Annotated in this window: 20 protein-coding genes and 1 pseudogene; 12 read left to right on the top strand and 9 right to left on the bottom strand. The window is 32.2% G+C overall.

Annotated features, from left to right (window positions below; all coding sequences use genetic code 11):
- The first annotated feature begins 46 nt into the window (after window positions 1-46).
- From ACLHDE_RS13975 to ACLHDE_RS13945, 7 genes are all read left to right on the top strand, one after another.
- Complete coding sequence (locus tag ACLHDE_RS13975) at window positions 47-358, top strand: hypothetical protein (RefSeq protein WP_415397011.1); 312 nt, start codon at window positions 47-49, stop codon at window positions 356-358.
- Window positions 359-505: 147 nt separating this feature from the next.
- The gene (locus ACLHDE_RS13970; protein WP_415397010.1) at window positions 506-742 is read left to right on the top strand and encodes a CopG family transcriptional regulator; all 237 of its coding nucleotides are present in this window, start codon (window positions 506-508) and stop codon (window positions 740-742) included.
- Window positions 735-1,004 carry a type II toxin-antitoxin system RelE family toxin gene (locus ACLHDE_RS13965; protein WP_415397009.1) on the top strand — a complete coding sequence of 90 codons (270 nt, stop codon included), beginning with the start codon at window positions 735-737 and terminating at the stop codon, window positions 1,002-1,004. The genes ACLHDE_RS13970 and ACLHDE_RS13965 overlap by 8 nt, the downstream gene beginning before the upstream one ends.
- Before the next feature lie 195 nt (window positions 1,005-1,199).
- Window positions 1,200-1,655, top strand: coding sequence for a GNAT family N-acetyltransferase (locus ACLHDE_RS13960; protein WP_415397008.1), 456 nt, complete (start codon window positions 1,200-1,202; stop codon window positions 1,653-1,655).
- 21 nt (window positions 1,656-1,676) lie between these two features.
- Window positions 1,677-2,429, top strand: coding sequence for a class I SAM-dependent methyltransferase (locus ACLHDE_RS13955; protein WP_415397007.1), 753 nt, complete (start codon window positions 1,677-1,679; stop codon window positions 2,427-2,429).
- A 53-nt stretch (window positions 2,430-2,482) separates the two neighbouring features.
- A complete protein-coding gene (locus ACLHDE_RS13950; protein WP_415397006.1) occupies window positions 2,483-2,953 on the top strand; it encodes a hypothetical protein in 471 nt (156 codons plus the stop codon).
- 167 nt (window positions 2,954-3,120) lie between these two features.
- Window positions 3,121-4,338 (top strand): IS256 family transposase, encoded by a 1,218-nt coding sequence (locus ACLHDE_RS13945; RefSeq protein ID WP_415397005.1) that lies wholly within the window; start codon window positions 3,121-3,123, stop codon window positions 4,336-4,338.
- Window positions 4,339-4,398: 60 nt separating this feature from the next.
- Here the strand turns inward: ACLHDE_RS13945 and ACLHDE_RS13940 are convergent, their stop codons facing one another.
- Window positions 4,399-4,677 (bottom strand): DUF3144 domain-containing protein, encoded by a 279-nt coding sequence (locus tag ACLHDE_RS13940; RefSeq protein WP_415397004.1) that lies wholly within the window; start codon window positions 4,675-4,677, stop codon window positions 4,399-4,401.
- Between the two features lie 148 nt (window positions 4,678-4,825).
- On the opposite strand from ACLHDE_RS13940, the gene ACLHDE_RS13935 reads away from it, so the two are divergent.
- The 4 genes and pseudogenes from ACLHDE_RS13935 to ACLHDE_RS13920 all read left to right on the top strand — a co-directional run bounded on the left by ACLHDE_RS13935 (window position 4,826) and on the right by ACLHDE_RS13920 (window position 8,609).
- Window positions 4,826-5,473 (top strand): transglutaminase-like cysteine peptidase, encoded by a 648-nt coding sequence (locus ACLHDE_RS13935; protein ID WP_415397003.1) that lies wholly within the window; start codon window positions 4,826-4,828, stop codon window positions 5,471-5,473.
- Window positions 5,470-7,395 (top strand): LapD/MoxY N-terminal periplasmic domain-containing protein, encoded by a 1,926-nt coding sequence (locus tag ACLHDE_RS13930; RefSeq protein WP_415397002.1) that lies wholly within the window; start codon window positions 5,470-5,472, stop codon window positions 7,393-7,395. Before ACLHDE_RS13935 ends, ACLHDE_RS13930 begins: the two co-directional genes overlap by 4 nt.
- 89 nt (window positions 7,396-7,484) lie before the next feature.
- Window positions 7,485-8,171 (top strand): annotated as a pseudogene (locus ACLHDE_RS13925) (methyl-accepting chemotaxis protein); the annotation flags it as partial.
- Window positions 8,151-8,609 (top strand): CZB domain-containing protein, encoded by a 459-nt coding sequence (locus ACLHDE_RS13920; protein WP_415398548.1) that lies wholly within the window; start codon window positions 8,151-8,153, stop codon window positions 8,607-8,609. The pseudogene ACLHDE_RS13925 and the gene ACLHDE_RS13920, both read left to right, overlap by 21 nt.
- On the opposite strand, the gene ACLHDE_RS13915 is transcribed toward ACLHDE_RS13920, so the two are convergent.
- The 8 genes from ACLHDE_RS13915 to glmM all read right to left on the bottom strand — a co-directional run bounded on the left by ACLHDE_RS13915 (window position 8,606) and on the right by glmM (window position 16,482).
- The gene (locus ACLHDE_RS13915; RefSeq protein WP_415397001.1) at window positions 8,606-9,049 is read right to left on the bottom strand and encodes a hypothetical protein; all 444 of its coding nucleotides are present in this window, start codon (window positions 9,047-9,049) and stop codon (window positions 8,606-8,608) included. The genes ACLHDE_RS13920 and ACLHDE_RS13915 overlap by 4 nt on opposite strands.
- Window positions 9,050-9,147: 98 nt before the next feature.
- Complete coding sequence (locus tag ACLHDE_RS13910) at window positions 9,148-10,974, bottom strand: ABC-F family ATP-binding cassette domain-containing protein (protein ID WP_415397000.1); 1,827 nt, start codon at window positions 10,972-10,974, stop codon at window positions 9,148-9,150.
- Between the two features lie 133 nt (window positions 10,975-11,107).
- Window positions 11,108-11,635, bottom strand: coding sequence for a peptide deformylase (def, locus tag ACLHDE_RS13905; RefSeq protein WP_415396999.1), 528 nt, complete (start codon window positions 11,633-11,635; stop codon window positions 11,108-11,110).
- 10 nt (window positions 11,636-11,645) lie between these two features.
- On the bottom strand, window positions 11,646-12,713 hold the full coding sequence (locus ACLHDE_RS13900; RefSeq protein WP_415396998.1) for a GGDEF domain-containing protein: 1,068 nt from the start codon (window positions 12,711-12,713) through the stop codon (window positions 11,646-11,648).
- 9 nt (window positions 12,714-12,722) lie between these two features.
- The gene (clpP, locus tag ACLHDE_RS13895; RefSeq protein ID WP_415396997.1) at window positions 12,723-13,313 is read right to left on the bottom strand and encodes an ATP-dependent Clp endopeptidase proteolytic subunit ClpP; all 591 of its coding nucleotides are present in this window, start codon (window positions 13,311-13,313) and stop codon (window positions 12,723-12,725) included.
- A 2-nt stretch (window positions 13,314-13,315) separates the two neighbouring features.
- Window positions 13,316-14,617, bottom strand: a complete 1,302-nt coding sequence (tig, locus tag ACLHDE_RS13890) for a trigger factor (protein WP_415396996.1) — start codon at window positions 14,615-14,617, stop codon at window positions 13,316-13,318.
- 76 nt (window positions 14,618-14,693) lie between these two features.
- On the bottom strand, window positions 14,694-15,149 hold the full coding sequence (lspA, locus tag ACLHDE_RS13885; protein WP_415396995.1) for a signal peptidase II: 456 nt from the start codon (window positions 15,147-15,149) through the stop codon (window positions 14,694-14,696).
- A complete protein-coding gene (gene glmM / locus ACLHDE_RS13880; RefSeq protein ID WP_415396994.1) occupies window positions 15,142-16,482 on the bottom strand; it encodes a phosphoglucosamine mutase in 1,341 nt (446 codons plus the stop codon). Before glmM ends, lspA begins: the two co-directional genes overlap by 8 nt.
- 202 nt (window positions 16,483-16,684) lie before the next feature.
- Between glmM and rpsT the strand changes: the two genes are divergently transcribed.
- The gene (rpsT, locus tag ACLHDE_RS13875) at window positions 16,685-16,945 is read left to right on the top strand and encodes a 30S ribosomal protein S20 (RefSeq protein WP_415396993.1); all 261 of its coding nucleotides are present in this window, start codon (window positions 16,685-16,687) and stop codon (window positions 16,943-16,945) included.
- The last annotated feature ends 9 nt before the right edge of the window (window positions 16,946-16,954 follow it).

Here is a 16,954-nt window from a genome sequence, read left to right as displayed (position 1 = left end):
ATATTTTTGTACTTAACCGTTAACTCAACTTACAGGAATGTCATTTATGCGAATATCAATTTTTTTCTTATCTGTTTTTTTATCTCTTATTCTTTCTTCATGTGTTGTAAAACCAACATTTAAAAGTGATTATGATCAAGATTGTCAAATGCTAAAAAGGGAAGTTAAGCTTTCTGTTGAGCAAGTTGGACACTTTCAATCATGGCATTGCTCTAATGAAGAATGCTTAAGTCAATTTTTAATTCAAGTTGTTGGTGCAACTATAATATTTTCAACAACTGCTGTAATATCTGGCTCTATTGCTGTTGTTGGAAACACACTCTACTGGGTTGATGAACAAGGAGAGTGCAGTGATTAAAATCAAGTTAACAACTACGAGGAGACCAATAATTTACCCTAGCGGGAAAATTATTGCTCACGACAAACGTTATGTGAAAACAGTTAATTGACAATGTGAATAATTTTGAATATAATTAGTAACATTAATATTCAAAGGACTTCTATTATGAAAACACTTACAATGAGAGTAGATGATTCGGTTTACGATATGATTAAGCTTGCTGCTGAAGGTCAAAAGAGAAATCTTTCTAATTTTATAGAATTTGCAACAATTCAATATTTAACATCATCTCAATTTGTAGAAAATGATGAAATGACTGAAATTTTAAAAGATAAAGATTTAGTTAAAAATCTAATGAACGGTTTAGATGACTTTAAAAATGGTGATTACACCATTGTCTAAGTACCAAATTGCTGAAACTAAAACTTTTGAAAAAGTTAAAACGAAAATAGATAAGAAGTTATATTCAAAAATTGAAAACTTTGTTTATCCTCAACTTAGAGAAAATCCTTTCTATGGCTCTAATATTAAAAAGTTAAAAGATGACCTTGAAGAATATTACAGATATAGAATTGGAAATTATAGACTCTTTTATCTTATAGAAAATGATAAGCTAATTATTGCAGTTGTTGATTTTAAGCATAGACAGCAAGCGTATGATTAACACATGACAAAACATAAGAGCCAATAAGTTACATAGCGGCAACTTATTGGCTATATTCAGTCCGTTATACTGAGAAAACAAATATGTCATAATAGAAGAAAAAATTAAAAATGGAATTAGTCGTGCAGAGAATGGTGAAGTTACATTACATCAAGATGCAAAAACGAGAATGCTCAGAAGAGGCTCTTGAAAATCATGAAAATAGTTGAAAACAAAAAAATCTATTTAAAAGACTTCATAAGATTAAATGAAGAATGGATACAAAAATATTTTGAAATCGAGCAGATAGATAAGGACTTGGCAAAAAATCCATATTTAATTGTTGAAAAAGGTGGATATATTTTTAGTATTATTGATAATAAAAATGTTATTGGGGTATGTGCTTTAATGAATAATGGAAATGGTATTTATGAACTTGTTAGAATGGCTGTTTTCAGTCAATATCAAGGAAAAGGTTATGGTTCCTTGCTTATTGAAACTTGCTTGAAAAAATTAAAAAGCATTAATGCTAAAAAAGTTTGCCTTGTATCAAATACAAAACTAGAAACTGCTATTGGTTTATATAAGAAATTCGGGTTTAAGACGGTTAATATAGGACAATCTCCTATATATAAAAGAGCAAACATAGAGATGGAATTAAATATTTCATAACAAAATCATGGAGAGAAATAGTTGAATAATACCAATAAATGGAATGCAGATAAATACAATAAGCATGCTGATTTTGTTTCAAATTTAGCATTTCCAGTCATAGAACTATTAAACCCGCAAGAAAATGAAAAAATTTTAGATTTAGGTTGTGGAGATGGAACATTAGCAGTTGAAATTGAGAAATTTAACTCAAAGGTTACAGCAGTAGATTTAAGTGAAAGCATGATTATGAAAGCCAAAGAGAAAGGGATTCAAGCTTCTATAATGAGTGCTACAGAATTGACTTTTGAAAATGAATTTGATGCAGTGTTTTCTAATGCAGTTTTGCATTGGGTAAAAGAAGCTGACACTTCAATTAAAAAAATATCAATATCACTTAAAAAGAATGGACGATTAATTGCTGAGTTTGGTGGATATGGAAATATTAAATTCTTAACGGAAGCGATGCAAGAGATTTTTAATAAGCATAAAGAGTTTGGTAAATTTAATAATCCTTGGAGTTTTCCAAAAGATAGTGAATATAAGAAACTTTTGGAAAATAATAATTTTAATGTAGAATATATTGAACTCATACCAAGACCAACAAAAATTGATGATATTTCAAATTGGCTAGATATTTTTGCAAATGGTATCATTGCCAACTTAACACAAGAACAACAAAAACAATTTAAAGATGAAGTAAGAGAAGTTTTAAAACCAAAAATATATTCAGAAAAAGATGGTTGGACTGCCGATTATGTTCGCTTGAGACTAAAGGCTCTTAAAATAGTCTAACTAAAACGAGGAAATATGATAATTATTAGCTTACAAAATACAAGGAAAATTAAATGAAATGTCCACTAAAAAAAGCAAAAGAATACAAAGATAATATAAAATCAGATTATAGAAGAATTGAGGAGTTAACTGAAAAAGAAGTATTAACAGCAAATGAGAAGTTGCAATTAAAAACAGCCAAAAAAAGCTACAAACTTAATACTAAAAAGTACAATAAAAATATTTGCTATGTAAGCGTATGTAAAAGCCAAAATAAAATTAAAAATACTATTTTGAAGAAGAATAAAAAACCAAAGTGTTATGGCAGTAATGTTACTATTGATACTGAACCATGTAAATCAATAAAAAAATTCACTTCACCAATATTAAAAAGAAGCATAAAACAATCAAAATGTGATTGTTTTTTTGAAGGTGTAAGATACTCTCATGGAATAAGCATTATATCAGGAATGCATTCATATTATTGCAACAGAGATATTTGGGTAAAAAATACAAGTGCATGGGATGATTCAACCTTATTCTAAATCTAATAATTTAATAGAGAACATAAAAAGTTAATTGTGTCAAAATATACCAAATGTCTAATGAATAAGAGGTGGATTTACACGAGAGTGTAAATATAACTGTGTAAACCTTAAAAATTAAATTTATTTGATATAGTCATCAAGTAAATTATTATAAGGATTTGCACATGAGTTTGATTAATCATGAAGAATTAAAAAAACAATTAGCATCTGGAGAGTTAACCTCTCTTGATGACATTACCAATGAGTTTAAAAATATACTTAAAGAGGTAATACAGACTGCATCACAAGAAGAACTAACCTCACACCTAGGCTATGATAAACATCAAGAGTCAACCACTTCAAATTCTCGTAATGGATACAATGATAAAACTATTAAATCAAAGTATGGTCAGTTTGATGTATCTATCCCTAGAGATAGAGATTCTAGCTTTGAACCACAACTGGTTAAAAAGAGAGAAGTGCTTTTAGATGGAAGTGAAGATTTAATTCTTTCACTCTATACCAAAGGTATGAGTGTAAGAGATATACAGCTTCATCTTGATGATCTGTATGGTTATGAACTTTCCACTCAAACTATTTCAAATATTACAGAGAAAGTAATTGAAAAAGCCAATGAATGGCAGTCAAGACCATTAGACGCAATCTATCCAATAATCTTTATGGATGCAACAGTTCTAAAAATAAGAGTCGATAGAGTAGTTAAAAATATAGCTGCATATATAATGCTTGGAATAACCCTTGAAGGTAAAAAAGAGATTATAGGTATTTGGATAGGTGAAAATGAAACAAGTAAGTATTGGCTTACAGTTTTAAATGATATTCAAAAGCGAGGAGTACAAGATGTTCTTATCTTTGCAATAGATGGTCTTAATGGCTTTAATGAAGCTATCAAAGCAGTTTATCATAAAGCTGAGATACAAAGATGTATCGTTCATCAGATAAGAAGCTCATTGAAGTTTGTATCTTGGAAAGACAGGAAGGCTGTTGCTAAAGATCTTAAATCTGTATACTCATCACTTAATGAAGAAGATGCGCAACTTGCACTTACATATTTCAATGATATTTGGGGTAAAAAATATCCTAATATCACTATCTCTTGGACTAACCATTGGGCTGAACTTTCTACTTTTTTCAAGTATCCAGATGCTGTTAGAAAGTTGATTTATACGACTAATCCAATAGAATCACTCAATGCAACCATAAAAAGAAAGACTAAATCTAAAGGCTCATTTCCTAATGTAGAATCTGCTTTTAAAGTTATGTATCTCGCTACACAGGAGCAACAAGAAAAATGGAAAGCTAACAGTATTAGAAATTGGTATGAGATTTATCCTCAACTTAGTATATTTTTCAGCGAAATTGTGTCAAAATATACTAAGTGATTTAGAGATAGAAGGTGGGTTTACACAGTTTATTTTACAGTCTCATTTACACAGTTTATTTTACTGTCTTGAATCAAAATTTTCTATATGATTCATTAAATGTTCTTCCAATGCCAATTTATATTCATTTAGAAAATACTCTACGATTTCATCTTTATCTTTAAGTAAATCTTGTGCTGATTCAACTGAAGAAGCAGCCATCCATGCATTAAACCTTGCAGCTCCATACATAAATGAAGCACTTACCTCTCCTTGAGTTGTATCTTGGTTTAGTTGTTCATTAGCAAGGGATATATGTGCGTCAGCTCTTTGCAAAAAGCCTTTGTTTTTATCACTCATTATTATTTCCTTAATATTTTTTATTGAGTATATTAAAAAAAAGCTTCTATTCTAATTTCAAAATATTATTAGAGTATAAGATTTTTATCCTCATGCTCTTATAATTATTTTTTGAATGAAGTTTGATTAGTTTAGATATAATCACTTTATGAGTAATCTTAAGGTATTTTTTTTCATATTACTATTTTTTTTAAACTTTACATATGCATCTGCTCAGCCATACGTAGAGAAAGAGCTACTTGATAAAATAGGTAAAAAATATAAAGTATTTGCAAAAAAAAGATTCTATTATTTGCAAAAAACATTAGACTCAGTTAAAGATGCAAATGACTTAGAAAAATTAGATAAGGTAAACACCTTTTTTAATGATGTAAGATATAAGTCTGATATAAAAGTCTATGGTAAGAAAGATTACTGGGCAACCCCATGGGAATTTCTAGGTAAAGACATGGGCGATTGTGAAGACTATGTTATATCTAAGTATTTTGCTCTTAGATATCTAGGTGTAGATTCTAAAAAACTCTTTTTTACTTATGTACGTTCTAGTAAATTTAAAGCTGCACACATGGTTCTTACATATTTTGAGACACCGCGTAGTGAACCCCTTATTTTAGATAATAATAACCGCAAAATTTTTCCGGCTTCTAAGAGAAAAGACCTAACTCCTATTTATAACTTCAATGGAGAGAGTCTCTACAAAGCTGGAAAAAAAGGTACAGGGAAAAAACTCAAAAATAAAAAAACCCACAAAAAATGGGATGAACTAAAACTAAATATGAAAAGGAAAAAAATATGACACTCTTTAAGCAAATAGCATTGATGCTATCCATATTTTTAATTATAATTTTGGCAACCGTTTTAACACTAAACTTTCAAAGTGCGAATGAATCAGTACAAGATAGACTTTATGAAGATGCTAAGAATACAGCAAGCTCTCTTAGTCTCTCACTAGGAAGTACAAATGGGGATATCTCAATGATGTCAACCATGATAAATGCCAATTTTGATAGTGGTAACTATCGATATATTTCTCTTTTAGATGTTGATGGGAATATTATATTTGATAGAAAACGAGAGAGTGATATAGTAGATGTTCCTGAGTGGTTTTTAAATACTGTAAACATAGAAGCACCTATAGCATCAGCAAATGTTTCTGCAGGTTGGAGTCAAGTAGGTATACTGAACGTTCAGAGTGATGATACTTTTGCTTATAAGCAGTTATACTCGATTTTGATAAACCTTCTTGCATCTTTTAGTCTTATCGCTTTTGTGGGTTTGATTATTTTAAACCTGCTTCTTGTAGCTATATTAAAACCACTTAGAGAGGTTCAAAGACAAGCTGAAGCAGTTATACGTAATGAGTTTATTATCCAAAACAAAATTCCTTATACAAAAGAGTTTAAAGATGTTGTTCTTGGTATGAACAACATGGTTTCAAAAGTTAAAGCTATGTTTGACAAAGGTAACGAAGAACTTAAAAAACAAAAAGAGCTTGAGTACATCGATAAATCTACAAAACTTAGAAACCGAAAATATCTTATTGATAAACTGCCTGAGTATCTAAAAATAGATGCCACTTCAAAAGGTGGTATAAACATGATGATAGCACTGCACGGTATAATAGAGGCTAATGAAAAAATAGGTCACAGAGATGTTGATAAACTATTTATGAATATAGCAGATATTTTTAGCGCTCATGCAAGAAACTTTGATAACTCTATCGTTTCAAGAATGAATGGTACAGAGTTCTCAATTTTACTTCCTGATTGTTCATCTTTAGAAGGGCTCGCCCTTGCTGAGGGTATCTCTTCTGCCGTTAGCAATAGTATTAAGTCTTATGAATTGGATGACAGTATAGTATATATTGCACTAGGACTCTATGAGTATAATTTTAAAGAAAATATTGGGCAGCTTCTTTCTCATACTGATAATTCTCTCGCTCAGGCAAAGTTTAAAGATTCCAGAATTCATCTTGAAAAAGCTGAAAATGCCGTAGAAGTTATGGGTAAAGAAGCATGGAGAAAAATTATAAACGATACTATTGAAAAAAATGCTTTTAACTTTGTTTCATGGACGGCTGTAGATGCTAAAAGGAAAAAAATAGCACACAATGTTCTTAGTCTTACGCTTAAAGTTGATAAAAATACAACTTACTACTATGGTCAATTTATGGCTCCTGCAAATCAAGCTGGTCTTAGCTCTAATATCTACGATAATGTTTTAAATATGATGTTTAAAACTCCAGATATGACTCTAAAAAGTTCTACTTGTTCACTTAGACTTCCTTTTGACTATCTGACTAAACAAAATACATACGAAAGCATGAATGACCTATTTAATATCTATGCTTCGAGCCTTCCATTCAAACTCATCATAGAGATTCCGGATAAACTAGCTCGTCAGAACTCTATTCTTATCAAAAAATATAAAGCACTGTTTGAAAAACATAACATTGACATGGGTGTGTTTGAGTTTATAGGTGAAAGTGTTGATTATCAATACCTACAAGATTTAAGACCTGTATATATCAAAGGTGAGAGTGATTATTTCCTAAGTCAAAGCGATCAAGCACTATCTGCTCTTAGACTTATTACAGATACTGTTGGGATTTCTCTTATAGCGACTGGTGTTATGAATATGGAAACTCTTAATAAGCTTCATGAAAAAGACATTCATATTATTCAAGGTAGAGCTACGGAGATTATTGAATTATCGTAGTTTTAATAAATACAAATTTAGTACATTTAATATCTCTATAATATTCTACGTTGTAATATATCCAAAAACAACACGAAATCGGAGATATTATGCTATTTGGAGACAACAAGAAGCTTGAAGTTGAGCTAAAAGTAAAAGAAGAGGAGATAAACTCCCTTCAAGATGAACTGAAAATTGCTAAGAATAAGATATCTCAACTAGAAAAAGAAGTCAACCATACAGATAATGCTAATCAAATGAATGAGCTAATTAAATCACTAACAAATGGTTTGACAAACGGCTGTAGTAGAGATCTTAAAATATTACAACAGGATTTAAGCGATAATCTTAATGCGCTTGAAGATATTGATGTAAGAAACTCTACAAATAACAATCACACTGACAGTTGTTCTAATGATGTCAATATACTCTCCAATACTATGACTTCTTTGCTTGAACATATCACAAGTACCTTTGACCAAGTTAATACTCTTAATGAAAATGTTGGAAATATTTCTGATGTTATCAGTCTTATTAAAGATATATCAGATCAAACAAACCTTCTAGCGCTTAATGCTGCTATTGAAGCTGCACGTGCAGGTGAACATGGTCGTGGATTTGCAGTTGTTGCAGATGAAGTTCGCAAACTTGCAGAGAGAACACAAAAAGCTACAAGTGAAGTAGAGATAACTGTGCAGAGTTTAAAACAAAATACTCAAGAAGTTCATGAGCACTCTAAAGCGATGGAGGAACTCTCTACTAGCTCTAACGAGCAGATGGACGTATTCCAAAGTAGAATGCAAGAGTTATCACAAAACTCACAAGTTATTTCTGAAGAAAACCAAGATGTTACTTACGCTATATTTATGGTTCTTAGTAAACTTGATCATCTTATATTCAAAGCTAATGGCTACAAGACTGTGTTTAGTGGTGAAATAGAAGGTCACTTTGCGGAAGATACTGAGTGTAGACTTGGACAATGGTATTTTGACGGTATAGGTAAAGATAAGTTTGGCAAGTGTGATAGCTACTCTAAAATGGCTGCGCCACATAAATTAGTTCATGATAATATCAAAAAAGCTGTTGAGTGTGTGAAAGCTAATACATGCACACAAGAATCTCAAAATGTAATGACTTATTTTAACGATGCAGAAAAAGCCAGTCAACAGGTTGTAGAATTACTATCTAATATGCTTAAAGAAGAAAAAGCCTATAGACATAAGGCCAAGGACTAAACTCTTCGTGAGTTTAGTCCTTTTGTAATAGCGTCATTTATCTCTTTTTTATAGTCTGGATTTAATCTTCCCAATTCTTTATCAAACTTTATAACTATGTCTTTATTTGTATTTGGATGCCTGCATATAGTAAATAAAATATCCATGTAAATATCAAAATCCGGGTGCGCTCTAAGCCCGAGTTTTTCATGTACCCTGCCATGATGCTTTATAACAAGCTCTAAGGCTTCTTTTAGTTCTTTAGTCGTTGATTTTTTATTTTTTATGATTGATCTAAGATAGTCTAGGTTTATGTTAGGAGATTTTCTATCTGTAATTGTAGCTTTTTTAGCTGCAACTTCTTCTTTTTTTTGCTTAGAAGATAAAAATAACAAAAATATTAGAATGGCTAAAATTACGACTAAGCCCATAATTGATTTTAGTAGTAATGTTATCTCCATAATTTGTAACCTTGTTAATAGTTTTCTTTTAATTCTTTAGAGTTTAGCATTGTTTTAGTAAAAATCATCTAAGAAAAAATGATTATCGATATTTTTTACTATTTATCCCATTTTTGCTCATACTCTTCGTTTATTTCATCAAGCTCAGTCTGTGCAATTTCAAGCTCTTGAAACATCTCTTCTACAGATGCTTCCTCATCTGATACAAGTTTTGAAAGCTCCATAAGTTTAGAACTATCTCCAGAGTTTGAGACTTCTATGAGCTCTTCATGGTGAAGCTCTAAAAGCTCTTCGGTTTTCATAATCTTGCTCTCTAGCTTCTCAACTTTTTTCTTTAGAGGAGAAGTTATTTTATTTCTTTCTCGAACCATTTCAGCACGAAGTTTTTTGTTCTTTTTTTGGTTGCCTTTTGGAGCAGCTTTTACTTTTTGAATCTGTTCTTCATCTTCCCAACCGATTTTTTCTAAGAAGTCGTCATAACCACCATCAAAATACTCTGCACCATTTTTTGCAAAGATGATAAGTCTATCGCAAACCCTGCGAAGAAGCTCTTCAGAGTGAGTTACAATGATAACTGATCCTTTAAAGTTTTTTATAGCATTAGTAAGTGCTTCGATGCTCTCCATATCTAGGTGGTTTGTCGGCTCATCAAGAAAGAGAGTGTTTACTTCTCTAGCTATAATCTGCCCTAACATTACACGACTTTTTTCTCCACCTGAGAGAAGCGAAATCTTCTTCTTAGCTGCATCTCCGCTAAACATCATTCCACCGCAGATGCTTCTAACACTTGCTTCAGAGAGTTTAGGATTACCTACATAAATCTCATCCATAACTGTATTTTTATCACTTAAGTGAGCTATATTTGTCTGACCAAAGTGAGCAAAAGAAGTAGTAGAGTGAAAATTAATTTCTCCACTAAGTTGTTTTAACTCTCCTGCAATAGTATTTAAAAGAGTTGATTTACCTTTACCATTTTTACCAATAATGCCAAGGCATTCACCCTTTTGCAAGGTAAAAGATATCTTGTCAAAAAGTATATTTTGAGGTGTATAACCAAATTTCAAATCTTTTACATCAAGCAATACTTTTGCTGGTGTATCTTTGAAGTTAAAATCAAATTCTAGAGAATTGTCAAAGTTTAAATCTTCTAGTCTGTCCATTTTTTCTAGCTGTTTTACTTTTGACTGAGCAAGAGCTGCGGTAGATGCACGAGCTTTATTTTTAGTGATAAACTCTTCGAGCTCTTTTACTTTTTTATCTTGTGAGATCTTTTGTTTTGTGTGAAGCTCATCATTTGCCTGAAGTTGCTCGTAAAATTTGTGAGTATCTCCAGGAATTATTTTTAAAGATTTTCTAACAATTCCCATAGTGTGAGTTGAGATGCTGTCCATAAAGTCTCTATTGTGGGTTATCAAAATTACCTCACCCTCAAAAGAACATAAAAAACTCTTTAACCATCTAAGAGAGACGATGTCTAAGTAGTTGGTTGGCTCATCTAAAAGAAGCAGATTTGGCTCAGTTACTAGAAGTTTTGCAAGGTTGATACGAATTTGATATCCACCCGAGAAAGAGAGAGGGTTTTTATCTAAGTCCTCTTGAGCAAAACCCAAACCAAAAAGTATCTTCTCAACTCTGTAAACATCGTACTTCATCTCTTCTTCAAGTGCAAGAGCAGCTTCTTCTCTAAGAGTTGACTCGCTAAATGTAAGATGCTGTTTTAGAGTACCTATTCTGTAGCCTTTTGGGATGATAATCTCACCACTGTCAGAACTCTCTTCGCCAAGTATGAGTTTAAAAAGAGTAGATTTTCCGCTACCGTTTCGACCAACAAGACCGACACGATTTCCTGAGTTTAGTTTAAAGTTTAGGTTTGAGAAAAGCTCCTGAGAAGAGAAGCTTTTAGAGATATTGTTTAGTTGTATCATAGTACTCTTTTAGTTTGTGTTTAATTAATAGAATTATACCAAGTCTAAAGAGTCTATTGGAAGTAGAGTGGAAAATAAAAAATAGGTATTAATTAAAAGATAGATACTCTTGAGTAAGAGCTATGAATTATCTCTAATTACTTGGAGATTTTTTTTCTTTTTGCATTCTCTTATACTCTTTTTCAAACTTTTTTCTTCTTGAGTATGCAAGCTTATCTATAAAAAGTATACCGTTAAGATGATCAATTTCATGTTGAATAGCTACACTTAAGAGTCCATTAGCTTCTAAAGTCTTTGTGTTCGCATCTCTGTCTTGGAAGTTAACAGTGATATTTTCAAATCTTTTAATATCCTCATAAAAAGTAGGAACACTTAAGCAACCTTCTTGATAAATAATTTCACCATCTTTATGCGTTATGATAGGATTTATCATCTCAATTAGATTATCTACCGGTTGTTCACCATCTTCTTCTGGAATATTTAATATCAATACCTGTTTAGCATGAGCGACCTGAATAGCTGCAAGACCGATTCCGTTAGTGCCAATCATAATTGGGTACATATTATCTAAAAGAGTATGTAACTCTTTATCAAATTTTTCGACTCTTTTGGACTTCTGTCTAAGTCTTTTGTCTGGATATTCTACTATGTTTAATTTCATCTATATATATTTACTCTTGTGTTGGTTGTACTGGTCTATTTCTTTGTGATACAGCAAAATCTGTTTTCTTATCACTATACGCTTTTTCGATTCCATCCATAGCACTAACAACTATTTCTTCCACAGAATAAAGTGTTGCAATGTCTGTAATACCTATAGATATTTTTAATTGTATCTCGCGATCTGCCAAGAAAAAGTTAGAATTAGAAACTAAGTCACATAGTCTCTCACTAGCTTTTAGTGCACTAGGGATATCGGTGTGTTTTAAAAGCATTGCAAACACTCCATTGCTATAATGAGCAACCGTATCACTTCTTCTTGATGTTTTAAGAAGAAGTCTAGCAATAGTTCTCGTCATAAGAGTTATAGCTTTTTCGTTGTCTACACTCTCTTTTAACTCTCTTGATAGCTCTATCATGATAAGTGAACTTTTGTGTTTAAACTCTGTAATAAGCTCTATTTCTTGCTCTATCTTAGTCAATAAATAACGTTTGTTATAAACACCGTATTTATTATCAAAAATAGTCTCGTTCTCTACACTTTTTATTATTTTAGCAGTATCATCATAGAGAGTCTTTATCTGAGCACTCTGTTTTTTCAAAATATTATTTAGCTTTGAGACATCACCTTCTAAAGATGCAGCAATTCCAGCAGCAGCCTGAATCTCTGTGTTATCTTCGAGTTCTTTTTTTCTCTTTTCAAGTATTTTTGTCATTAGAGACATGTTCTTGTAAAGGTTCGCAGCAACACTCAAGATGTTCTTTACAGATCCAAACCCTTGCTTTAAGCTTTGTTCAAGCATGATAGTGTTTTCATCATCATTACTCTCTTCAAGCTCAAGCATAGATTGTATCTGCTTGCGAAGGTTCTCACTCTTATCCTCTAGAAGTCTATCGAAATAGAGTGAGAAGTTGTTTGGAGTAGGTGGTAAGTTATCTGTTATCAGAGCACTTAATACCTCTTTTGAATATATTTCTAAATCGCTAGTAGGCTCATTCATATCTAGTTTAGCAGTACCGTGTTCTTCTTTGACTACGCTAACATGACGATGATTTCTACTTCTTAAAGCTCCGGCCATATTTACCCCTTACTCTTTATCGTTTTTAACTAAAACCTCGTCAATCATCCCATACTCTAGAGCTTCTTTAGCACTCATAAAGTTGTCACGATCGGTATCTTTTTCTACTCTCTTAACGCTCTGACCAGTATTTTTTGCCAAAATAGCATTAAGCTCAACTTTCATACGAAGAATTTCTTCTGCCTGAATAGCTATATCTGTTGCTTGACCTTGAGCACCACCTAATGGTTGGTGTATCATGATACGAGCATGTGGAAGAGCATATCTCTTACCCTTCTCGCCAGATGAAAGTAAAAATGCACCCATTGATGCGGCCTGTCCTATACATATTGTAGTAATATGTGGACGAATATAGTTCATAGTATCGAAAATAGCCATTCCTGCAGTAACAACTCCACCAGGAGAGTTTATGTAGAAATAAATATCTTTCTCTGGGTCTTCAGCTTCAAGAAATAGCATTTGTGCAACAATTGAAGAAGCAACTGCATCGTTAACTTCTCCACTTAGCATAATAATTCTATCTTTTAAAAGTCGAGAATAGATATCATAAGAGCGTTCACCGCGAGCGGTTTTTTCTACTACATAAGGAATATAACTCACGACTAAGCTTCTTTTATCTTTGAGTTAAGAAGTTGGCTAAGAACTTTGTCTTCTACCATTGACATCTGAACTGCAGGAAGGTAACCAGAATCTTTATATTGCTCATACGCTTTTTGTGGATCTTGACCAGTTTGCATTGCTTCATAATAGATAGTCTGCATAACTTCTTGCTCTTCAACTTTTACATTTTCAGAAGCAGCTAATGCATCGATTATAAAAGTAGCTCTAACGCTTCTTTGCGCATCTTCACGGAAAGTTTCACGAAGTTTTTCTAATTTATCTGAATTCTCACGAAGCACATTAATTTCATCTTCGCTCATGCTTTGAGCTTTTTTGTTTAATGCCATGTCAATTTCTTGATCTACAACAAACTCTGGAAGATCAAAGTTGATTCCAGCAACAAAAGTCTCTAACAATGCAGGTTTTAACTCGTCATTGTAAAGTTTAGATAATTCTTCATTTTCCATTTGAAGTTTAACTTGTTTTGTAAGTTCCTCTAAAGTTGCGTCATCTTGACCTGGAAGCATTTTCTTAGCTAATTCATCGTCAATCGTTACTTCATCTTTAACTTTTATACCGTTAACTTTTACTTTAAACATTGCTTCTTTGCCAGCAAGGTTTTTAGCTTGGTATTCTGCAGGGAAAGTTACGTTAATTTCAACTTCTTCATCTCTTTTAACACCGATAAGCTGATCTTCAAAACCAGGAATAAACTGACCTGAACCTAAACGTAGTTCAAAGTTCTCAGCTTTACCACCTTCAAACGCTTCGCCGTCTACAAAACCTTCAAAGTCAATAACAGCAGTGTCGCCATCTTTCATTTTACGGTTTCTTGCGATATCTTTTAGTGGAGCTTGTGACTCTGCTAACTCTTTGATTCTTTTTTCAACATCAGCGTCAGAAATAACAGGCTTATCAAATTCTGTAATCATTGAAGCATAATCACCAAGTTCAATAAGCGGTCTCATTGCAACTTTTACAGCTACTTCAATTTTATCATCAGACTTATCAAATTTAGAAATATTTGGCTCACCGATTAGTGAATCATTTGTAATATTTAATTCTTCTAAACCTTTTGAAAGTACATCACGAAGAGCTTCAGCTTCAGCATCTTGAACAAGTTTTTCACCATATTGTTTCTTAATAATTGCTATAGGGACTTTACCTTTACGAAAACCTTGAATACTTGCAGTTTTTGCTAATTCCTTAGCAATTTTCTCTAAGTTAGCATCAATAACTTCTCTTAAAATTGTTGCCTCTATAATAGCGTTAGCGCCATCTATTTTATTTGATTTGATTTCCATCAATTTCCTTTTCTTATATCTATTAGTCGTATTTTAACTATTATTTTGGATAATAATACCTAAAATCTGCTTTTAATTAGCTTTTGCATAGTTTTGGTTTAAAATTTAAAATTAAAAACCACACAACCGCTACATCTATCATTACATCAGCGAAGTTAAACACTGCAAAGTCAAAACCGCAGTGCCAGTAAACCATATCTACAACTCCACCGTGAACAAACCTATCATATACATTTGAAAAAGCACCTCCAAGCAACAAGCCTGCTGGAAGTGCAAAACATATTTTTTTTAAAGTTATGATGTATATTAGTATACCACTAACTAAAACAAGCTGGATGTACTTTAACCACTCATCTAAAAAAGCAAGCATAGAAAATGCTACACCCTTGTTATAAACCAAAATCAAATCAATACAATCAGTGTAGTAGCGAAAGCCATCTACAAATAGCATTTTAATGTTTTGATCAACAATAAAAATACCAGCCATTGAGAAGAACATAATGGCACTAAGTCGTAATGTAGGGTTAGGCATTTAAAGCTTTTTGAAAAAATTCTATCATCTCATCCATGTTTGCATTCATCTCTTTGGCATCTTTAGCCTCAAGTAAAACTCTCAGCTTGTTCTCTGTTCCAGAATATCTTATAAGATGGCGAATATTTTTTGCATCTAACTCTTTGAGCTTAGCATCTAGCCCATCAATTTTATTGAGTGGTAATTTAGTTTTGATGTTAATATTTACAAGTTTTTGAGGATAGAGGCTAAATGGACGTAGTGCAACAGAAGCTTTTGTCTTTGTATTTATTAAAAGTGCTAAAGTTTGAAGAGCACTTACAAGACCATCTCCTGTTTTAGCAAAATCACTTATTATAACATGACCGCTCTGTTCTCCACCAAAGTTTATACCTTCTTTTTTCATGATTTCTAAAACATTTTTATCGCCAACTTTTGAGCGAAATAGTTTCAAGTCTTTTGAAGCCATAAAATCTTCCAGACCTTTATTGCTCATAACAGTAGAAACAATTCCACCACCTTTTAATACACCTCTGTCATTCATATATGAACCTAGAGCTCCTAAAAGTTGATCTCCATCTATTATTTCACCGTTTTCATCTACTACTACAAGTCTATCAGCATCTCCATCAAGAGCGATTCCTAAATCTGCTCTATACTTCACAACACTCTCTCTAAGATCTTTTGTATGAAGTGCTCCACAGTTTTCATTAATGTTAAATCCGTCAGGTTTATCGTGTAGAACTACAACTTCGGCACCAAGCTCTTCAAATACGGTAGGTCCTACTATATAACCTGCGCCATTCGCCGTATCAAGGACTATTCTCATCCCGCTAAGTGAAAGTTCTCTTGGAAAAGAGTTTTTAAGGGCAACAATATATCTACCAATCACATCATCTATTCTTTTTGCTTTTCCTATTTTTTTAGCGGTTACTTGAGCTTCTAGAAGTCTTTCTTCATCTGCATATATTGCTTCTATCTCAGCTTCTACCTCATGAGAAAGTTTATCTCCTTGTCCGTCAAAAAATTTAATTCCGTTATCTTCATATGAATTATGAGATGCACTAATCATAATACCAGCATCACATCTCATATTTTCTGTAATAAAAGCTATTGCGGGAGTTGGCATAGGACCGATTTCTATAACATCATAACCAATTGCAGTAAGACCACTTACAATTGCATTTTCTATCATGTAACCACTTCTGCGAGTATCTTTTCCAATTAAAATTCTATTAGTTGTTGCGTGAGCTTTAAAATATATCCCAGCAGCCATTGCAATTTTCATCGCTAAAGGTGCACTTAAAAAAGAGCCAGCTTCGCCTCTAACTCCATCTGTTCCAAATAATTTCATTATAATTCCATAATATTAAAGTGCTGTATTTTAACATAATTATACCTACTATACAATCTCATTTTATTTCAGCAAAGCTCTAGCCTTGGCAAGATATCTACATTTAAACATAAAATTTGTATATTTACCTTGTCTTTAACTTAAATTTAATTATCTTTAAGCTAAAATTGCGCACTAAAAAATTAATGAGAAGGACTCATGCATGGCAAATCACAAGTCATCTATTAAGAGAATTCGTCAAACTATCGTTCGTACAGAGCGTAATCGTTTTTACAGAACTCGTCTTAAAAACATTGTAAAAGATGTAAACACTGCGATAGAAGCAGGAAATAAAGAAGAAGCAGCTGCAACATTTAAAGTTGCTAACAAACAAATTCACAAATTTGTAAGCAAAGGTATCTTAAAAAAAGAAACTGCTGCTAGAAAAGTTAGTCGTCTACAAAAATCTGTAAACGCTATATAATTAGAGCAT

The sequence above is a fragment of the Sulfurimonas iocasae genome (genome assembly GCF_047716755.1).
In the GTDB taxonomy this organism is placed as follows: Bacteria; Campylobacterota; Campylobacteria; order Campylobacterales; family Sulfurimonadaceae; genus Sulfurimonas.
Note: the sequence above shows the minus strand (reverse complement) of the source record. Positions and strands in the feature narration are given on the sequence as shown.